17 protein-coding genes are annotated in these 15284 nt (G+C 68.3%); 11 read left to right on the top strand and 6 right to left on the bottom strand.

All coding sequences use genetic code 11. The features are described 5' to 3' along the window. Positions 1-58: 58 nt before the first annotated feature. From ACK99Q_RS03375 to ACK99Q_RS03335, 9 genes are all read left to right on the top strand, one after another. The gene (locus ACK99Q_RS03375; protein ID WP_410184828.1) at positions 59-2215 is read left to right on the top strand and encodes an acetate--CoA ligase family protein; all 2157 of its coding nucleotides are present in this window, start codon (positions 59-61) and stop codon (positions 2213-2215) included. A 50-nt stretch (positions 2216-2265) separates the two neighbouring features. Then, on the top strand, positions 2266-3246 hold the full coding sequence (locus tag ACK99Q_RS03370) for a Bug family tripartite tricarboxylate transporter substrate binding protein (RefSeq protein ID WP_410184827.1): 981 nt from the start codon (positions 2266-2268) through the stop codon (positions 3244-3246). 74 nt (positions 3247-3320) lie between these two features. After that, positions 3321-3842: a tripartite tricarboxylate transporter TctB family protein gene (locus ACK99Q_RS03365; protein ID WP_410184826.1), complete on the top strand. Its 522-nt coding sequence runs from the start codon at positions 3321-3323 to the stop codon at positions 3840-3842. A 2-nt stretch (positions 3843-3844) separates the two neighbouring features. Beyond that, positions 3845-5374 (top strand): tripartite tricarboxylate transporter permease, encoded by a 1530-nt coding sequence (locus tag ACK99Q_RS03360; RefSeq protein WP_410184825.1) that lies wholly within the window; start codon positions 3845-3847, stop codon positions 5372-5374. A gap of 3 nt (positions 5375-5377) precedes the next feature. Then, complete coding sequence (locus tag ACK99Q_RS03355; protein ID WP_410184824.1) at positions 5378-6538, top strand: acyl-CoA dehydrogenase family protein; 1161 nt, start codon at positions 5378-5380, stop codon at positions 6536-6538. Then, positions 6535-7554, top strand: coding sequence for an acyl-CoA dehydrogenase family protein (locus ACK99Q_RS03350; RefSeq protein WP_410184823.1), 1020 nt, complete (start codon positions 6535-6537; stop codon positions 7552-7554). Before ACK99Q_RS03355 ends, ACK99Q_RS03350 begins: the two co-directional genes overlap by 4 nt. 70 nt (positions 7555-7624) lie before the next feature. Beyond that, entirely contained in the window at positions 7625-8410 is a 786-nt protein-coding gene (locus ACK99Q_RS03345) for an enoyl-CoA hydratase/isomerase family protein (protein ID WP_410184822.1), read from the top strand. Next, complete coding sequence (locus ACK99Q_RS03340) at positions 8407-9303, top strand: enoyl-CoA hydratase-related protein (protein ID WP_395486761.1); 897 nt, start codon at positions 8407-8409, stop codon at positions 9301-9303. The genes ACK99Q_RS03345 and ACK99Q_RS03340 overlap by 4 nt, the downstream gene beginning before the upstream one ends. Positions 9304-9325: 22 nt before the next feature. Beyond that, a complete protein-coding gene (locus tag ACK99Q_RS03335; protein ID WP_410184821.1) occupies positions 9326-10297 on the top strand; it encodes an NAD(P)H-dependent flavin oxidoreductase in 972 nt (323 codons plus the stop codon). Between the two features lie 47 nt (positions 10298-10344). Here ACK99Q_RS03335 and ACK99Q_RS03330 read toward each other — a convergent pair whose 3' ends face one another. From ACK99Q_RS03330 to ACK99Q_RS03315, 4 genes are read right to left on the bottom strand one after another with little or no spacing between them, the layout of a single operon-like run. Further along, positions 10345-10653, bottom strand: coding sequence for a hypothetical protein (locus ACK99Q_RS03330; protein WP_410184820.1), 309 nt, complete (start codon positions 10651-10653; stop codon positions 10345-10347). Further along, entirely contained in the window at positions 10640-10918 is a 279-nt protein-coding gene (locus ACK99Q_RS03325) for a hypothetical protein (RefSeq protein WP_410184819.1), read from the bottom strand. Before ACK99Q_RS03325 ends, ACK99Q_RS03330 begins: the two co-directional genes overlap by 14 nt. Beyond that, positions 10911-11636, bottom strand: a complete 726-nt coding sequence (locus tag ACK99Q_RS03320; RefSeq protein ID WP_410184818.1) for a DUF6994 family protein — start codon at positions 11634-11636, stop codon at positions 10911-10913. The genes ACK99Q_RS03325 and ACK99Q_RS03320 overlap by 8 nt, the downstream gene beginning before the upstream one ends. A gap of 13 nt (positions 11637-11649) precedes the next feature. After that, on the bottom strand, positions 11650-12294 hold the full coding sequence (locus tag ACK99Q_RS03315; RefSeq protein ID WP_410184817.1) for a hypothetical protein: 645 nt from the start codon (positions 12292-12294) through the stop codon (positions 11650-11652). 141 nt (positions 12295-12435) lie between these two features. Here ACK99Q_RS03315 and ACK99Q_RS03310 point away from each other — a divergent pair, with 141 nt between their 5' ends. Together ACK99Q_RS03310 and ACK99Q_RS03305 are read left to right on the top strand one after the other, a co-directional pair. Further along, on the top strand, positions 12436-12948 hold the full coding sequence (locus ACK99Q_RS03310; protein ID WP_410184816.1) for a helix-turn-helix domain-containing protein: 513 nt from the start codon (positions 12436-12438) through the stop codon (positions 12946-12948). After that, positions 12948-13712 (top strand): DUF6036 family nucleotidyltransferase, encoded by a 765-nt coding sequence (locus tag ACK99Q_RS03305; protein ID WP_410184815.1) that lies wholly within the window; start codon positions 12948-12950, stop codon positions 13710-13712. Before ACK99Q_RS03310 ends, ACK99Q_RS03305 begins: the two co-directional genes overlap by 1 nt. Here ACK99Q_RS03305 and ACK99Q_RS03300 read toward each other — a convergent pair. Together ACK99Q_RS03300 and ACK99Q_RS03295 are read right to left on the bottom strand one after the other, a co-directional pair. Beyond that, positions 13709-14269, bottom strand: a complete 561-nt coding sequence (locus ACK99Q_RS03300) for a potassium channel family protein (RefSeq protein WP_410184814.1) — start codon at positions 14267-14269, stop codon at positions 13709-13711. The two genes, ACK99Q_RS03305 and ACK99Q_RS03300, sit on opposite strands and share 4 nt — an antisense overlap. Further along, entirely contained in the window at positions 14244-15272 is a 1029-nt protein-coding gene (locus ACK99Q_RS03295; RefSeq protein WP_410184813.1) for a GIY-YIG nuclease family protein, read from the bottom strand. Before ACK99Q_RS03295 ends, ACK99Q_RS03300 begins: the two co-directional genes overlap by 26 nt. Between the last annotated feature and the right edge of the window lie 12 nt (positions 15273-15284).

The following is a 15284-nucleotide window of genomic DNA, read 5'->3' as shown; positions in this document are numbered from 1 at the left end:
TGAATGCGGATCGTGTGGTCCAAGCCACACCCCGAGACGTGACGGAAGGACGTCCCAAGTGCCCCACCCTGTTGCCGAAGCTCCCGCCACGGCCGCCAACACCCGCGGCCTCGACGCGCTGTTCGACCCGCGCGGCGTGGCCATCCTGGGCGCCTCGTCCGATCCGACGAAGATCGGCGGCCGTCCGCTGCGCTTCATCAAGGAGTCCGGCTACACGGGCGGCATCTACCCGATCAACCCGAAGTCCGACGAGGTGCAGGGCGTCAAGGCCTACGCCTCGATCGAGGACGTCGACGGCGTCGTCGACCTCGCCGTGATCGCCCTGCCCGCGAAGCACGTCCTGTCCTCGGTGGAGTCCTGCGGCAAGCAGGGCGTCAAGGTCGTCACGATCTTCAGCGCCGGCTTCGCCGAGATGGGCGCCGAGGGCCTCGCCCTCCAGGGCCAGGTGCTCGAGATCGCGGGCCGCTACGGCATGCGCGTGCTCGGCCCCAACTGCATCGGCAGCATGAACGCCGCCAACGGCGCCGTCGGCACCTTCGCCGCCTCGGTGGGCGTGCCGTTCGCGGTCGAGCCGCTGGCCAAGGTCGCGCTCGTCAGCCAGAGCGGCGCCATCGCCAGCGAGTGGGTCGTCAACGGCAAGCAGACCGGCCTGAACTTCGACCCGTGGCTGTCCACCGGCAACGAGGCCGACATCCAGCTGGCCGACGTGCTCGCGCACCTGGCCGCCGACGACTCCGTCGAGATCATCGCCGCCTACCTCGAGGGCTGCCGCGACGGCGAGCGCCTGCGCCAGGCCCTCGCGGTCGCGCAGGAGAACGGCAAGCCGGTCGTCGTGCTCAAGGTCGGCCGCTCCGAGGTCGGCGCCACCGCCGCCGCCTCCCACACCGCCTCGCTCGTCGGCTCCGACCAGGTCTTCGACGCGCTGTTCGACCAGTACGGCGTCATCCGCGTCGACTCCATGGCCGAACTCTTCGACGTCTGCTACGCCCTCTCGGTGGGCAAGCTGCCCCAGGGCGACCGTCTCGGCATCCTCACCGGCTCGGGCGGCATCGGCATCATCGCCGCCGACGAGGCCGCCGAGCAGGGCCTCCAGGTGCCCACGCCGTCGCAGGCGCTGCAGGACGAGCTCAAGGCGATCTGGCCCCCGGCCGGCGTCGGCAACCCGGTCGACCTCACCGCGCAGCTGATGAACGACGAGAACCTGCTGCCCTCGTTCGTCGACGCGTGCCTCAAGGACGGCGCGTTCGACTCGATCGTCATGGGCCTGACCTACATGGGCCTGCTCGAGCCGTGGACCGACCTCGTCGTCCGCGCGCTCAAGCTGGCCCGCGAGGCGCACCCCGACGCGCCGATCTTCGCCACCACGCTCTCGACCCCCGAGGTCAAGCGCGCCGTGGAGGAGCTGAGCATCCCCGTCTTCGACGACATCACCAAGGCCGTGCAGATCATGGGCCGCGTCACCGACTACGCGCTGCGCCGCCAGCGCTTCGAGAAGTCGCGTGCCGCCGAGGCCACGCAGGCCCCGGCAGCGTCCGTCCCCGCGCTGCCCGAGGTCTTCACCGAGGTCACCGCCAAGGCGTTCATCGCCGAGGCCGGCGTGCCCGTGGCTCCCGAGGTCGTCGTGTCGTCGGCCGCCGAGGCTGCCGCGGCGCAGGAGCGCGTGGGCGGTCCCGTGGTGCTCAAGGTGGTCTCGCCCGACATCGCGCACAAGACCGAGGTCGGCGGCGTCGTCCTCGGCGTGGCCACCCCCGAGGAGGCCGCGGAGGCGCACGACCGGATCCTCGAGTCGGCCCGCCGCCACGAGCCCGACGCCCGCATCGACGGCGTGCTCGTCGCGCCGATGATCACCGACGGCATCGAGACGATCCTGGGCGTCGTCGACGACCCCACGTTCGGCCCGGTCGTGATGTTCGGGCTCGGCGGCATCTTCGTCGAGGTCCTCAAGGACGTCACCTACCGACTCGCCCCGTTCGGTCTGGAGACCGCACACGAGATGATCCGCGAGATCCGCGGCTCGGCGATGCTCGACGGCGTGCGGGGCGCGGCCCCGGCCGATGTCGACGCGCTGGCGGGCGCACTCGTCGCCCTCTCGAACGTGGCCGCGGAACACCGCAGCCGCTTCGACAGCATCGAGGTCAACCCCTTCCTCGTGCGTCCGCAGGGCCACGGCGCTGCAGCCCTCGACGCCCTCATCACCGAGCGCGTCACCCCCTGATCGCCATCCGGCGACACCTTGATCCCCCCACCCATCACAGGAGAAACACGATGAAGAAACTCAGCTTCGCAGCCCTCGCCGGCGTGCTGGCGTTGTCGATGGCCGCGTGCGGCGACTCGGCCTCCAGCGGTGACGCCGAGGACTACCCGGCCGGTGACATCACCATGGTCGTCGCGTACGCCGCCGGTGGCCCGACCGACCTCGCCGGTCGCGCCGTCGCCAAGCAGTTCGAGAAGGACCTGGGCGTCTCGGTCGTCGTGGAGAACCTCGAGGGTGCCTCCGGCGCCGTCGGTTCGGCGAAGGTCATCAACAGCAAGCCGGACGGCCTGACGCTCGGCACGACCACCGCGTCGGCCATCAGCCGCGTCCCCACCATCGAGAAGGTCGGCTTCGAGGCCGGCGACGGCACCCCGATCGGCGTCGTCACCGAGTCGCCCGGCATCTTCTTCGTGAACGAGGACTCGCCGTACCAGACGTTCGAGGACCTCCTGGCCGACGCCAAGAAGCGCCCGGGCAAGATCACCGTCGGCGCCGCCGGCGCCCAGACCCCGCAGGCCGTGGAGCTGCTGCGCATGGGCACCGAGTACGACACCGAGTTCAAGCTCGTGCCGTTCCAGGGCGACGCCCCGGCCCTGACCGGTCTGCTCGGCGACAACGTCGACGTCATCATCCCGTCGTACAACGAGCAGGTCCGTGCGCAGCACGAGGCCGGCAAGATCCGCCCGCTCGCGGTCATGGGCCCCGAGCGCAAGGAGTACCTCGGCGACGTCCCGACGCTGGCCGAGTCGGGCTTCGACGAGCTGACCTACGGCATCTCGTCCTTCATCGTCATCGCCCCGAAGGACACGCCCGAGGAGATCGTCACGAAGCTCGAGGACTCGCTCGAGGCCGCGCTGGAGGATCCCGCGACCCGCAAGGCCGCCGGCGAGCTCAACATCCCCGCCGAGTTCATCGGCTCGGAGGAGCTCCAGCAGAAGATCGACGACGAGGTCGAGACCCTCACGCCGATCCTGAAGCAGCTGTTCGGCTGATCAGCCGTGGTGGGTCCGGGCCGTGCGCGGTCCGGGCCCACCGTTCCCGATTTCCCCCCTGACAGGACCTCGACATGACCGACATGACCGAAGAGCAGGCCGCGGTGCCGGAGACCCCTCCCGCGACCACGCGCGGCGCCGGCTGGCTCGCCTCCAAGGTGCCGCTGGTGGTCGCCATCGCGATCGCGGTGATCTTCCACCTGCAGACCAGTGAGATGGAGGTCGGCACGCTCACCGAGCCCGGCCCCGGCTACTGGCCCCGCGTGCTGATCGTCAGCATCATCGTCATCTCGCTGCTCGGCTTCGTGATGGACATGACCGACGGCATCGAGACCTTCGAGCTGGGCGCCACCGCGCGCGTGCTCGCGGGCTTCGTGACGCTCGTCGTCTTCACCCTCATGTTCGAGCAGACCGGCTCGATCCTGGCGGGCTTCGTCTTCCTCATGCTCTGGCTCAAGGGCCTCAACGGCGAGAGCTGGCGCATGTCGCTGGCGATCGCGGTCGTGGCGCCGCTGGCCAGCTACCTGCTCTTCGTCTCCGCGCTCGGCGTGCGGCTGCCCGAGGACATCGTCGCCAGCCTGTGGGGAGGTCGCTGACCATGGACTCCCTGACCAACCTCGCCTCGGGCTTCGGCGTCGTCTTCGCCCCCGAGAACCTGCTCTTCGTCTTCCTCGGCGTCACGATCGGCACGATCATCGGCGTGCTGCCGGGCCTGGGCCCGACCGCCACGATCGCGCTGCTGCTGCCGATCACGTACTCGATCACCCCCGAGGCCGCGATCATGATGCTCGCGGGCGTCTACTACGGCTCGATGTACGGCGGCACGATCACGTCGGTCCTGCTGCGCATCCCGGGTGAGGCCGCGAGCGCCATCACCGCGCTCGACGGCTACGAGATGACCAAGCAGGGACGTGGCGGACCAGCCCTCGGCATCGCCGCGATCGGCTCCTTCATCGGCGGCACGGTCGCGATCATCGGCCTGGCGCTCATCGCCCCGGCCGTCGCCGCCGCGGCGCTGCGCTTCGGCCCGCCCGAGTACGCGGCCATCACGATCCTCGGCCTGGTGCTGGTGACCTATCTCGGCACCAAGTCCACCGTGAAGAGCGTCATCGCCGCGCTGTTCGGCCTGCTGCTCGCCGCCGTCGGCCCCGACCCGATCCAGGGCACGTCGCGCTTCAGCTTCGACATGCCCGAGCTGATCTCCGGCCTCGACCTCGTCGCCATCGCGATGGGCATGTTCGGCATCGGCGAGATCATGTACAACCTCGAGAAGCGCCTCACCAGCTCCGGAACGATCGGCACGATCGACCGCATCCTGCCGACCAAGCAGGACTGGAAGGACTCGCGCGGACCGATCGCCCGCGGCACGATCCTGGGCTTCCCGATCGGCATCCTGCCCGGCGGTGGCGGCGTCATGAGCTCGCTCGCCTCGTACGCGGTGGAGAAGAAGGTCGCGAAGGACCCGAGCCGCTTCGGCAAGGGCGCGATCGAGGGCGTCGCCGGTCCGGAGACCGCGAACAACTCCTCGTCGATCTCGGCGTTCATCCCGCTGCTGACGCTGGGCCTGCCGTCCAACGCCGTCCTCGCGTTGATCCTCGGCGCGCTGATGATGCAGGACATCACGCCCGGCCCCGGCATGATCGACGAGCACCCCGAGCTGTTCTGGGGCGTCATCGCGTCGATGTTCATCGGCAACCTGATCCTGCTGGCGCTCAACCTGCCGTTCGTCGGCCTGTTCGTGCAGCTGCTGCGCGTGCGCATCGGCATCATCGGCGGCGTCGCGCTGCTGATCACGCTCATCGGCGTCTACACGATCAGCTACACGCAGTTCGACATGTGGGTCATGATCATCGCCGGCTTCGTCGGCTACCTCATGCGCAAGACCGGCTTCGAGCCCGCGCCGCTGGTGCTGGCGTTCGTCCTCGGCAGCGTCATGGAGATTGCGTTTCGCCAGTCGCTGCTGATGTCGGACGGCTCGCTGTCGATCTTCGTCACCCGCCCGATCTCGGGCACCATCATCGCCGTCGTCGCACTCGTCATCGTGACCTCGGTCGTCGGCGCCGTCCGCCGTCGCCGCGGTCAGGGCAACGGGATCATCGACATGACCAAGCAGCTCGCGGAGGACTGACCCATGGACCTGAACTTCACCCCCGAACAGCAGGCGTTCCGCGCGGAGCTGCAGGAGTGGTTCGCCGCGAACGGCCCGAAGGGCCGCCTCGACAGCCCGTACTCCGAGCCCGGCTTCAGCCAGCACCTGGAGTGGGAGAAGGCGCTCTTCGAGGCCGGCTACGCCGCGCCGGGCTGGCCGAAGGAGGTCGGCGGCATGGGCGCCGATGCCTGGGACCAGCTGATCTACGACGAGGAGTACGCGCGGTTCCGGCTGCCCGAGCGCCTCAACAAGATGGGCCTCGTGCACGGCGGCCCCACCGTCGAGGCGCACGGCACCGACGAGCAGAAGCAGCGCTTCCTGCCCGGCATCCTCAACTGCGAGGACATCTGGTGCCAGGGCTTCTCCGAACCCGGCGCCGGCAGCGACCTGGCCGCGATCCGCACCACCGGCCGCATCAGCGGCGACACGATGGTGGTCGACGGCCAGAAGATCTGGACCTCGCAGGGCATCATCGCGACCACGATGTTCGCGCTCGTGCGCACCGATCCCACCGCGAAGGGCCACAAGGGCCTGACGTTCGTGATCATCGACCTGCGCTCGCCGGGCGTCGAGATCCGCCCGCTGGGCCAGCTGCACGGCAACCCGGGCTTCGCCGAGGTGTTCTTCGAGAACGTCGAGGTGCCGATGGAGAACGTGATCGGCGAGGTCGGCGACGGCTGGCGCGTGGCCGGCACGTCGCTCCAGCTCGAGCGCGGCACGGGCCGCGGCACGCACACCCGCCTCGAGCAGGCGCTGGTCGACCTCGCCCGCGACACGGGCGAGCGCGGCTCCGAGGGCCAGGTCGAGGAGCTCGGCCGGCTGGCGGCGTGGACCTTCGCGTACGAGCAGGCCACGTACGCGGCGACGCACGAGATCGCCACGGGTCGCACGGGCCCGGACGTCTCCAGCATCCAGAAGATGCTCTACACCCAGATCCACACGGCGGTCCACGAGCAGCACCTCGCGGTGCTCGGCGCGGGCGCCGAGGTCATGACCGACCACGGTCCCGACGGCGAGATGTTCGGCATGCGCCGCAACTACTGGCACGGGCGGGGCGCCGAGATCTACGCCGGGTCCAACGAGATCCAGCGCAACATCATCTCCGAGCGGATGCTCGGACTGCCGAAGGAGCCGCGCGGATGAAGATCGCATTCGAACCCGAGCAGCAGGACCTCGCGACCTCGTTCGACCAGGCCGTGGCGGCCGAGGTCGACGTCGAGGCGCTGCGGGCGCTGTGGACCACCGAGACCGGTCGCTCGGAGAAGCTCCGCGCGACGATCGCGCAGCTCGGCCTGACCACGATCCTCGTGCCCGAGGAGTTCGAGGGCTACGGCGGCACGCTCGTCGACCTCGCCCTCGTGCTGGAGCGCGTGGGCTACCACGCGGTGCCGGATGCGCTGGTCGAGTCGCTCGTCACCGCGCCGATCGCGCTGACCGTCGCGGGCTCGCCCGAGCAGAAGGCCGCGTGGCTGCCGAGGCTGGCCGACGGCTCGGCCACGGCGACGGTCGCGCTGCGTGGACTGGCCTCGGTGCCGGACGCGCATGTCAGCGACGTGCTGATCTTCCGCGACGGCGACGAGCTCAAGTTGGTCGAGACGTCCGCGTGCGAGCTGACCCCGCTGCGGTCGATGGACCCGTCGCGCCGGCAGTTCGCGGTGACCGTGCCCGAGGGCGCGGCCCAGGTGCTGCCCGGTGGCGGCGTCGAGACCGTCCTCGCCCACGAGGCCGCGGCGTCGGCGAGCGTCCTGATCGGCCTCAGCCGCCGGATGCTCGACGAGACCGTCGCCTACGCGAAGGTGCGCGAGCAGTTCGGTCGCGTCATCGGCTCGTTCCAGGCCGTGAAGCACCAGCTGGCGGACGCGGTCGCGAACGTCGAGCTGGCCGCGTTCGCGGTGCACGCCGCCGCGGCGAAGGTGGCCGACGGCGCGCCCGACGCGCTCACCGCCGCACTCGCGGCCCGCATCGTGGCGGTCGAGGCCGAGTTCGAGGCCAACCGCGCCTCGCTCCAGCTGCACGGCGGCATCGGCTTCACGTGGGAGCACCACCTCCAGCTGTGGCTCAAGCGCGGCAAGGCGCTCGAGCAGGCCCACGGCGGCCTCACCGAGCTCACCGCGGCCCTCGGCCGCGCCACCATCGACTCCGCGAAGGCCTCCGCATGACCCCCGGCGATCGAGTGACGGCGAGCGCAGCGAGACGTTGTATCGAGATCACGTTCGAGAGGAAGACCGCATGAGCAACGACGACATCCTCCTCGAGGTCGAGGACCAGATCGCGACGATCACCCTCAATCGCCCGCACCGCAAGAACGCGCAGACGGCCGACGGCTGGGCGCTGCTCTACGACCACCTCCGCACGATCTCGTACGACGACTCGATCCGCGCCGTGGTGCTGACGGGCGCCGGCGACGCGTTCTGCGCGGGCGCGGACATCGGCGGCGGTCCGGCGGCGGGCCACCCGCTGACACGCGTGCGCAACATCAGCCGCACGCCCGAGGCCCTCTACAGCCTGAACAAGCCGACGATCGCGAAGGTCAAGGGCGCGGCTGTCGGTGCGGGCTTCAACATGGCGCTGTGCTGCGACTTCGTCGTGGCGTCGTCGACCGCGAAGTTCTCCGAGATCTTCGCCAAGCGCGGCCTGAGCCTCGACTTCGGCGGCGCGTGGCTGCTGCCGCGACTCGCGGGTCTCCAGCAGGCGAAGCGCCTGGCGTTCCTCGCCGACTTCGTCACCCCTGAGGAGGCCAAGGAGCTCGGCCTCGTCACGTGGGTGAAGGAGCCCGACGAGATCGACGGCTTCGTCGCCGACCTCGCCGACCGCCTCGCTGCGATGCCGCCGATCGCGATCGCCCAGAACAAGGACCTGCTGCACAACGGTGTGGTCCAGTCGTTCCGCGACGTGCTCGACAACGAGGCCCGCGCGCAGGCGATCAACTACGCCACCGACGACGCGCCAGCCGCGTTCAAGGCCTTCGCCGACAAGACCGAGGCCGAGTTCACGGGGAAGTGGTCGATCAAGTGAGCGTTCCCGAGTTCGAGCAGATCACGCTGACGCTGGCCGACCGCGTCCTGGAGTTGCGCCTCAACCGGCCCGACCGGATGAACGCGTTCACCCCGGTCATGCGCACCGAGATGGTCGAGGCCCTCGACTGGGCCGAGGCGAACGACGACGTGCGCGTCGTCATCGTGACGGGGGAGGGGCGGGCGTTCTGCGCCGGCGCCGACCTCGGCGGCGCGGGCGACAAGCCCTTCTCCTACAGCGGCGACGGCATGCGCAACGACCGCTCGGACGCCGACGAGATCGCGGGTCTGCCGCGTGACGGCGGCGGCGTGGTGACGCTGCGCCTGGCCTCGTTCCCGAAGCCCGTCATCGCCGCGATCAACGGCGCCGCCATCGGCGTGGGCATCACGATGACCCTGCCGATGGACATCCGGATCGCGTCGACGAAGGCGAAGTTCGGCTTCGTGTTCGCGCGCCGCGGCATCGCGCCGGAGGCCGTCTCCAGCTGGTTCCTGCCGCGCGTCGTCGGGATCTCGCAGGCCTCGGAGTGGGCGCTGACGGGTCGCGTGTTCGAGGCCGACGAGGCGCTGCGCGGGCGGCTCGTGTCGCGCGTCGTGGAGCCCGAGGACGTGCTCCCGACCGCGCACTCCATCGCGCGCGAGATCGCCGACAACACCTCGGGCGTCGCCGTCGCGGCCACGCGTCGAATGCTCTGGTCGCAGCTGACGCAGGACGACCTGTGGGAGACCCACAAGCTCGAGACCCAGACGATCGCCGCGCTCAAGCAGGGACCCGACGCCAAGGAGGGCGTCGCGTCGTTCCTCGAGAAGCGCGACGCCGTGTTCACCGGCAGGTTGGACACCGACCTGCCCGATGCCGTTCCCGACTGGCCGGTCCGCCCGGCCGCCGACTGATTCCCCCCTCGAAGGAGCCCTCATGCTGAAGACCCGTTTCACCGAGACGTTCGGTGTCACCCATCCGATCGTCCAGGGCGGGATGCAGTGGGTGGGGCGCGCCGAGCTGGCCGCCGCCGTCTCCGACGCGGGCGCGCTGGGCATCATCACCGCGCTGACGCAGCCGACCCCCGAGGCGCTGGCCGGTGAGATCGCCAAGGCGCGCGAGCTGACCGACAAGCCGTTCGGCGTGAACCTGACGATCCTGCCGTCGATCAACCCGCCGCCGTACGACGAGTACCGTCACGCGATCGCCGAGTCGGGCGTGAAGATCGTGGAGACCGCGGGCGCGAACCCCGAGCCGCACATGCCGTTCTTCAAGGACAACGGCATCAAGGTCCTCCACAAGTGCACGAGCGTCCGTCACGCGCTGCGCGCCGAGAAGGTGGGCGTCGACGGCGTCTCCATCGACGGCTTCGAGTGCGCCGGCCACCCGGGCGAGGACGACATCCCCGGGCTGGTCCTGATCCCCGCTGCCGCCGACAAGCTCTCGATCCCGATCATCGCCTCGGGCGGCATCGCCGACGAGCGCGGACTCGTCGCGGCCCTGGCGCTGGGCGCCGACGGCGTGAACATGGGCACCCGCTTCATGAGCACGCAGGAGTCGTGGATCCACCAGAACGTCAAGGACCGCATCGTCGAGGCCACCGAGCGCGAGACCTCGCTGATCTTCCGCCCGCTGCGCAACACCGCGCGTGTCGCCCGCAACGAGATCAGCACCAAGGTCGTCTCGATGCTCGACGAGGGCGCCCAGTTCGAGGACATCCGCGAGCTCGTCGCCGGCGTCCGCGGCCGCGAGGTCTACGAGTCCGGCGACCTGGACGCCGGCGTCTGGTCCGTCGGCATGGTCCAGGGCCTCATCCAGGACGTCCCCTCGGCCCGCGAGCTCGTCGAGCGCATGGTCTCCGGCGCCGAGCAGATCATCAACGGCCGCCTGGCCGGCTTCATCAACTGACGCTGCGAACGAAGGGCCCGGCCTTCTCGGCCGGGCCTCTTCGTCGTTCAACCCGTGTGCGGAGACCTGCGGAGTCGCTCAGCGCGATGACGCAGCGCCTGCGGCCGTTGGGCGTCCGTGGCGATGTGGCCGAGCTCAACGCTGAGCGTCTCGGACGGAACACCTCGCTCGAGCCACTTCATGGCGTGGGCAGTCCAGTAGTCCATGGGCCACGCCAACGCGTACCTGATGAGTTCGACAGGGTCGTATTCACGCGGGTCGCCTTCGACGAAGTTGCCCTCGAGATCAATGACGTGTTTCAACAGATCATCCGGCTCGGCGTGACGAGAGTCGCCGCGCCCGCTACCAGTCGTCACGGCGAACCCGTTCGTCCATGAGGATCGCCCAGGTGTACGCCGATCCTTGGCGGTCCTTGATGTCGCTCGGGCGGTCGGCGGGCATCGCGGCGGTGGCCTTCGCGAAGTTGGTGCGTGACAACGAGCGGTTGATCTCGCGACCGTCCCTCGTCACGCGGAGGTAGTCGCCAGGGGCTCGGTAGGTGAAGGGCAGCCCGGTGGTCGTCGTGAACTCTTCGCCGGCGCAGCGCCGGATGCGCTCCCAGACCTCGATGAACTCACTCATGCCGCCAGTCTTGCTGGTCTCGCGTCTGTAGGGCGGCGATTTCTATGCGCGCATTTCTCCCAGTGATGAACAGCACGGTGCGTTCGCGGTAAGCGGTGTAGGCAGCAAGGTCGCGCGGTAGGGCCGGGGTTCGGAAGTCGTCGAATGGGAGGAAGAACTCGACCGCTCCTGTTGGCGACACCAAGTCTTGTAAGAGGAAGAAATCCACGTAGCCGCGGAACTCAGCGAAGAGATTGAAGAAGTCCGCGTATCTGTTCAACGTGTCCGACAGCGGACTGGGAAGTCCCAGGTAATGCCGGCGGATGCACTCCAGGGTGAGATCCATGCGGTCCTTGATGCGGGGATGGAATCCGCGTGCACCATTCAGGGTCTGCTTCCCGCCGACACGATGTGCAGGCCAAACGATGAAGCCGCCCACCGTGTAGGCGAGCCGGACGAAGTCCGCGACGTCCGCTTCCTCGCACTGTCCGACGATTGGCTGCATCGCAGCCTGGGTCGTGAACGTGGGGATGATCGAATCGCTGGACAACCAGAACTCACCAATCGCCGAGTCGTGGTGAAGGTAGACGCCGGGCGTGCTGATGTCCAGGTCGAACGCGGTGCCGTCGGGGAGCGGCCTGCTCCACAACAACTGGTGGTAGCCGCGCAACGTCGCGCTGAAGGAGTCTGGGTCCCTGCCGCCAGCGTCGAGCCGCACGTCGAACGTGGTGTCGATCATTCGTGGACCGACGCTACTTCCACATCTTGCGGGCCGGTGGGAACCCCGCACGGATGTGGAGGCTGGTCGCATCGGAACGCTGGGTGCCGCCGCCCAGGTCGAATCCGACCTTCTTGAGCTGCAGGCCGAGCGCTCCGTCGACCGAGTGCGTGCGGCTGTTCCTGATGTTGATCACGATCTCCCTGGCGCCGTTCTCCAGGACACTGCTGACCGCTGCTGCAAAGCCGGGTTCGTTCGGCCAACGCAGGGGGCGCGGGTCACGCGGCGAGCTTCCAGCGCCCTCATGGCGGAAGTCGAATCCGCTGTTCTCCACCCGACGCTGCTTCAGTTCCGTTCCCTTGCGCAAGACCTTTGCTCGCACGCCGCGCCGGACGACGACCTCTTGAAAGGTCTCGCAGACGATCGTTGACGCGCCGAGGGTGTTCATGATGCGTATGGCTTCGTTGTACCGGTCGCGAAGAGACCACTCGTCGTACTCGCCGAATGGCACCAGAAAGGGCCCCGCCTCGCTCTGGACGGGCACATAGACGAGGCCGGGGCGAATCACACCTTCCGAGGAACGGATGCCGTTCGCGGAGTCCAGAGGTACTTGATGCAGCTCCATTCGACCCTTGAGGTCGACAGGTCTGTCTTCGTAGTACGCGATTAGTTCGCTCATCGGTCGTTGGTCCCCGCTCGCTCGGTGTGTTGTTCGAGGCTAATTGGTGGTGGTGTGCACCGTGACCGGTTCGCCGCACGATCACACAGCACCGGCAAAGGACTCGCCCGTGGGTATAGCAAAAAGTGCTATGCTCGTGACGTGAGCGATGGACGCGACGCGCTGGGCCGGGCGATGCGCGAGACGCGCACGACGCAAAGTGGTCTCGCGCGAATGTCCGGCGTGCACCAACCCAGCATCAGCGGCTTCCTGTCGGGGAGGGTCGATATGAGTGACGACATGCTCGATCGCCTGCTGTCCTGCTTGGGATATCAGCTCGAGGTCGTTCGGCGTCCTGTCCGACCCGAGCTCACCCGGTCCTCGGAGCGTTCTTGGCGTCTCCACCGTCAGCTCTCGACTCATCTGACGCGGGACTCCTTCGAGGAGTGGTTGCCCGTCATCGAACGCAACCTTGGTCGCTTGAGCGGCAGCGTTCAGGGCCAACCGCACGAGCGCAATCTGGAGCGCTGGCGTGAGTTGGTGAGCCAAGGAGACCTGCCACGGATCCGCCGTGTGATGACCGGACTCGACACGGATTCGATCGAGATGCGCGAGGTCTCGCCCCTCGGCGGCATCCTGAGTCAGGAGGAGCGCCGGGAGGCGCTTGCAGCCTGATGCGCCGGGATCAGCTGGAGCACGCGATCCGCACCGCGTGCCAGATCATCGGGAGTTCAGAGATCATCATCGTCGGTTCCCAGGCGATCCTGGGGACCTTCAACGAGGACGAACTTCCCGCGGCGGCGACGATGTCAGTTGAGGTCGACGCTCTCCCGATCGCGGAGACCAACGAAGAGATCGCCGAGCTCGCCGACCAGATCGAGGGCGTGGCCGGAGAGTGGTCGCCCTTCGAGGAACAGCACGGCTTCAGCATCGACGGTGTCGACCTGACCACGGCCGTGCTCCCACAAGGTTGGAGGGAGCGGCTCGTCAAGGTTCAGAACGCAAACACAGCCGCGCCGGGTGGTCAGCCGCAGTTCACGGGCTGGTGTCCGGACAAGGAGGACCTGTGCGTTTCCAAGCTCTGTGCCTACCGCGAGAAGGACCTCAACTTCGTGGCGGCGCTTCTCGACGCGCGCTTAGTGGCTGCAGACGTGATCATCGACAGACTGCGGATGGTCCCCGAGGAACACGCACCGGAGGCGGGGCGTGCGACGAACTGGGTCGCGGCGCTGCCAAACGATGACGCAGACCGCTACGACTATCGGTTGGAATGGTCAGCCGACGACGCGGCCTTCGTCGCCACGTGTGCCGAGTTCCCGTCGCTGTCCTGGGCGGCGACATCGCCGGAGAGTGCTCTTTTGGGTCTCAAACGTTTGGTGCGGGAAGTCATCGAGGACTTGAGGCGAGCCGGAGAACCTGTGCCGATGCCACGACGCTAATCGAGGGAAGACTCGCGCTCCGCCTGAGCCCGACCGATGAGCCACGTGGCCACCGAGGCGGTGACCGCTCCGACCACTCCGATTCCCACAACCATCAGCACGACGGCGACGACTCGTCCTTCGAGGGTCACCGGGAAGTGGTCGCCGTAGCCCACCGTGGTGACGGTCGTGCACGCCCACCAGACTGCGTCGCCGAAGGTGGTGATGTTGGCGCCGGTCGCGTCCTGCTCGGCGTCGAGGACAGCGAGTGCGCCGAGTCCGACCGAGACGGCGGCGGCGCCGGAGACGTATACGAGGACTCGCCCGGCAAGAGAGTTCGCCGCGGAACGGTCGAGAATGCGCACCAGAGCAAGGAGGCGCAGCATGCGAAGCGGCCTGAGCATCGGGACCACGACCAGGGCGACGTCGTACCAGTGGCGGATCGCGTACTCGGCGCGGTGGCCCCGGGGCACCAGGGCGAGGCGGATGGCGAGGTCGGCGGCAAAGGCCGCCCAGACCGTCCACGTGACGACGGTGAAGAAGGCTTCAAGATCATTGTCCATGCGCGGGTCGAGCACGGGCCATGCGTAAGCAATGAGGAACGCCAAGGCCAGGCAGATGAGCGGAACCTCCGTGCGACGCTCCCACTGAGCGACACGAGCATCGGCGTTGGGAGACATGTTCATCAGTTCCGTTCAGTCCGAACTCGCGTGTCAGCAGTGCCCTCTTGTAGTGCGACTCGGCGGCGTCAACCTCGGAGGTGGAGGTGCTGGGTCCGAACACCCGCAGGATGCTGAAGACGAAGTTCCTCGCGTGGTCCGTCCTGACCCTGTCGGGGCCCACACTCTCGAAAGCCAACTCCCTCAGCGCGACGTTTCCGCCGTGACCGTCCTTCGCGTAGCTGGTCCAACGACCGAGTATGCGTTCGCTCCCGTCCGCCTTGCCGACGTAGTGCTTGCCGTTGGTCGAGTCGGTGATCAGGTAGATGCCCTGGACTTCCTTGAGGGCAGCGCGCCAGTCCTCGTAGCGGTGATCGTCCACCATGTCTTGAAGTTCGTGGAAGGTGAGCCGCACGCGGTCAAAACCGGGAAACGCGACCTTGTCGCGATCCGCGATCTCCAGCACGGGCAGGCCGGCCGCGCTCGTCGCGCGGCGGTGCCAGTTGCGGGGGCTGCTCCATTCGACGACCAGCCGATCGCGGAGCGGAGCAAGGAACTCGCTGGGTCGGAGGTCGAAGGAGCGGTTGCTGCCGGTCCGCTCGGACAGGACTTCACCTGAGTTCTCGAACGTCCCGTACAACCTCGACCTGCGCTTGCCGTCGGCTATCAGCACCACCCAGTAGCGTGGCGGCTCGGCGGGGAACCGTCGGGTCGAAAGGTCCTGTTCCCGCGTGTACGCGAGGACTCGCTCGGGTGTGAGGTCCTCAGGACCCTGCAGCCCGTCGTGTCCGCCGGGCTTGAAGCTGTGGCGGATGACGTGAATGTCCTCCAAGACGATCGGTGGATCGTGCTCAGCGCCGATGCTCGAGAGGACGTGCCCCAACTTCAGGCTTCCGCCGAGCGGCGGTTCCGGATCAAGCATGAGGAAAGGCTA

Origin of the sequence: Aeromicrobium sp. MLTX1 (genome assembly GCF_046452335.1) — a bacterium.
Lineage (GTDB): Bacteria > Actinomycetota > Actinomycetes > Propionibacteriales > Nocardioidaceae > Aeromicrobium.
Note: the sequence above shows the minus strand (reverse complement) of the source record. Positions and strands in the feature narration are given on the sequence as shown.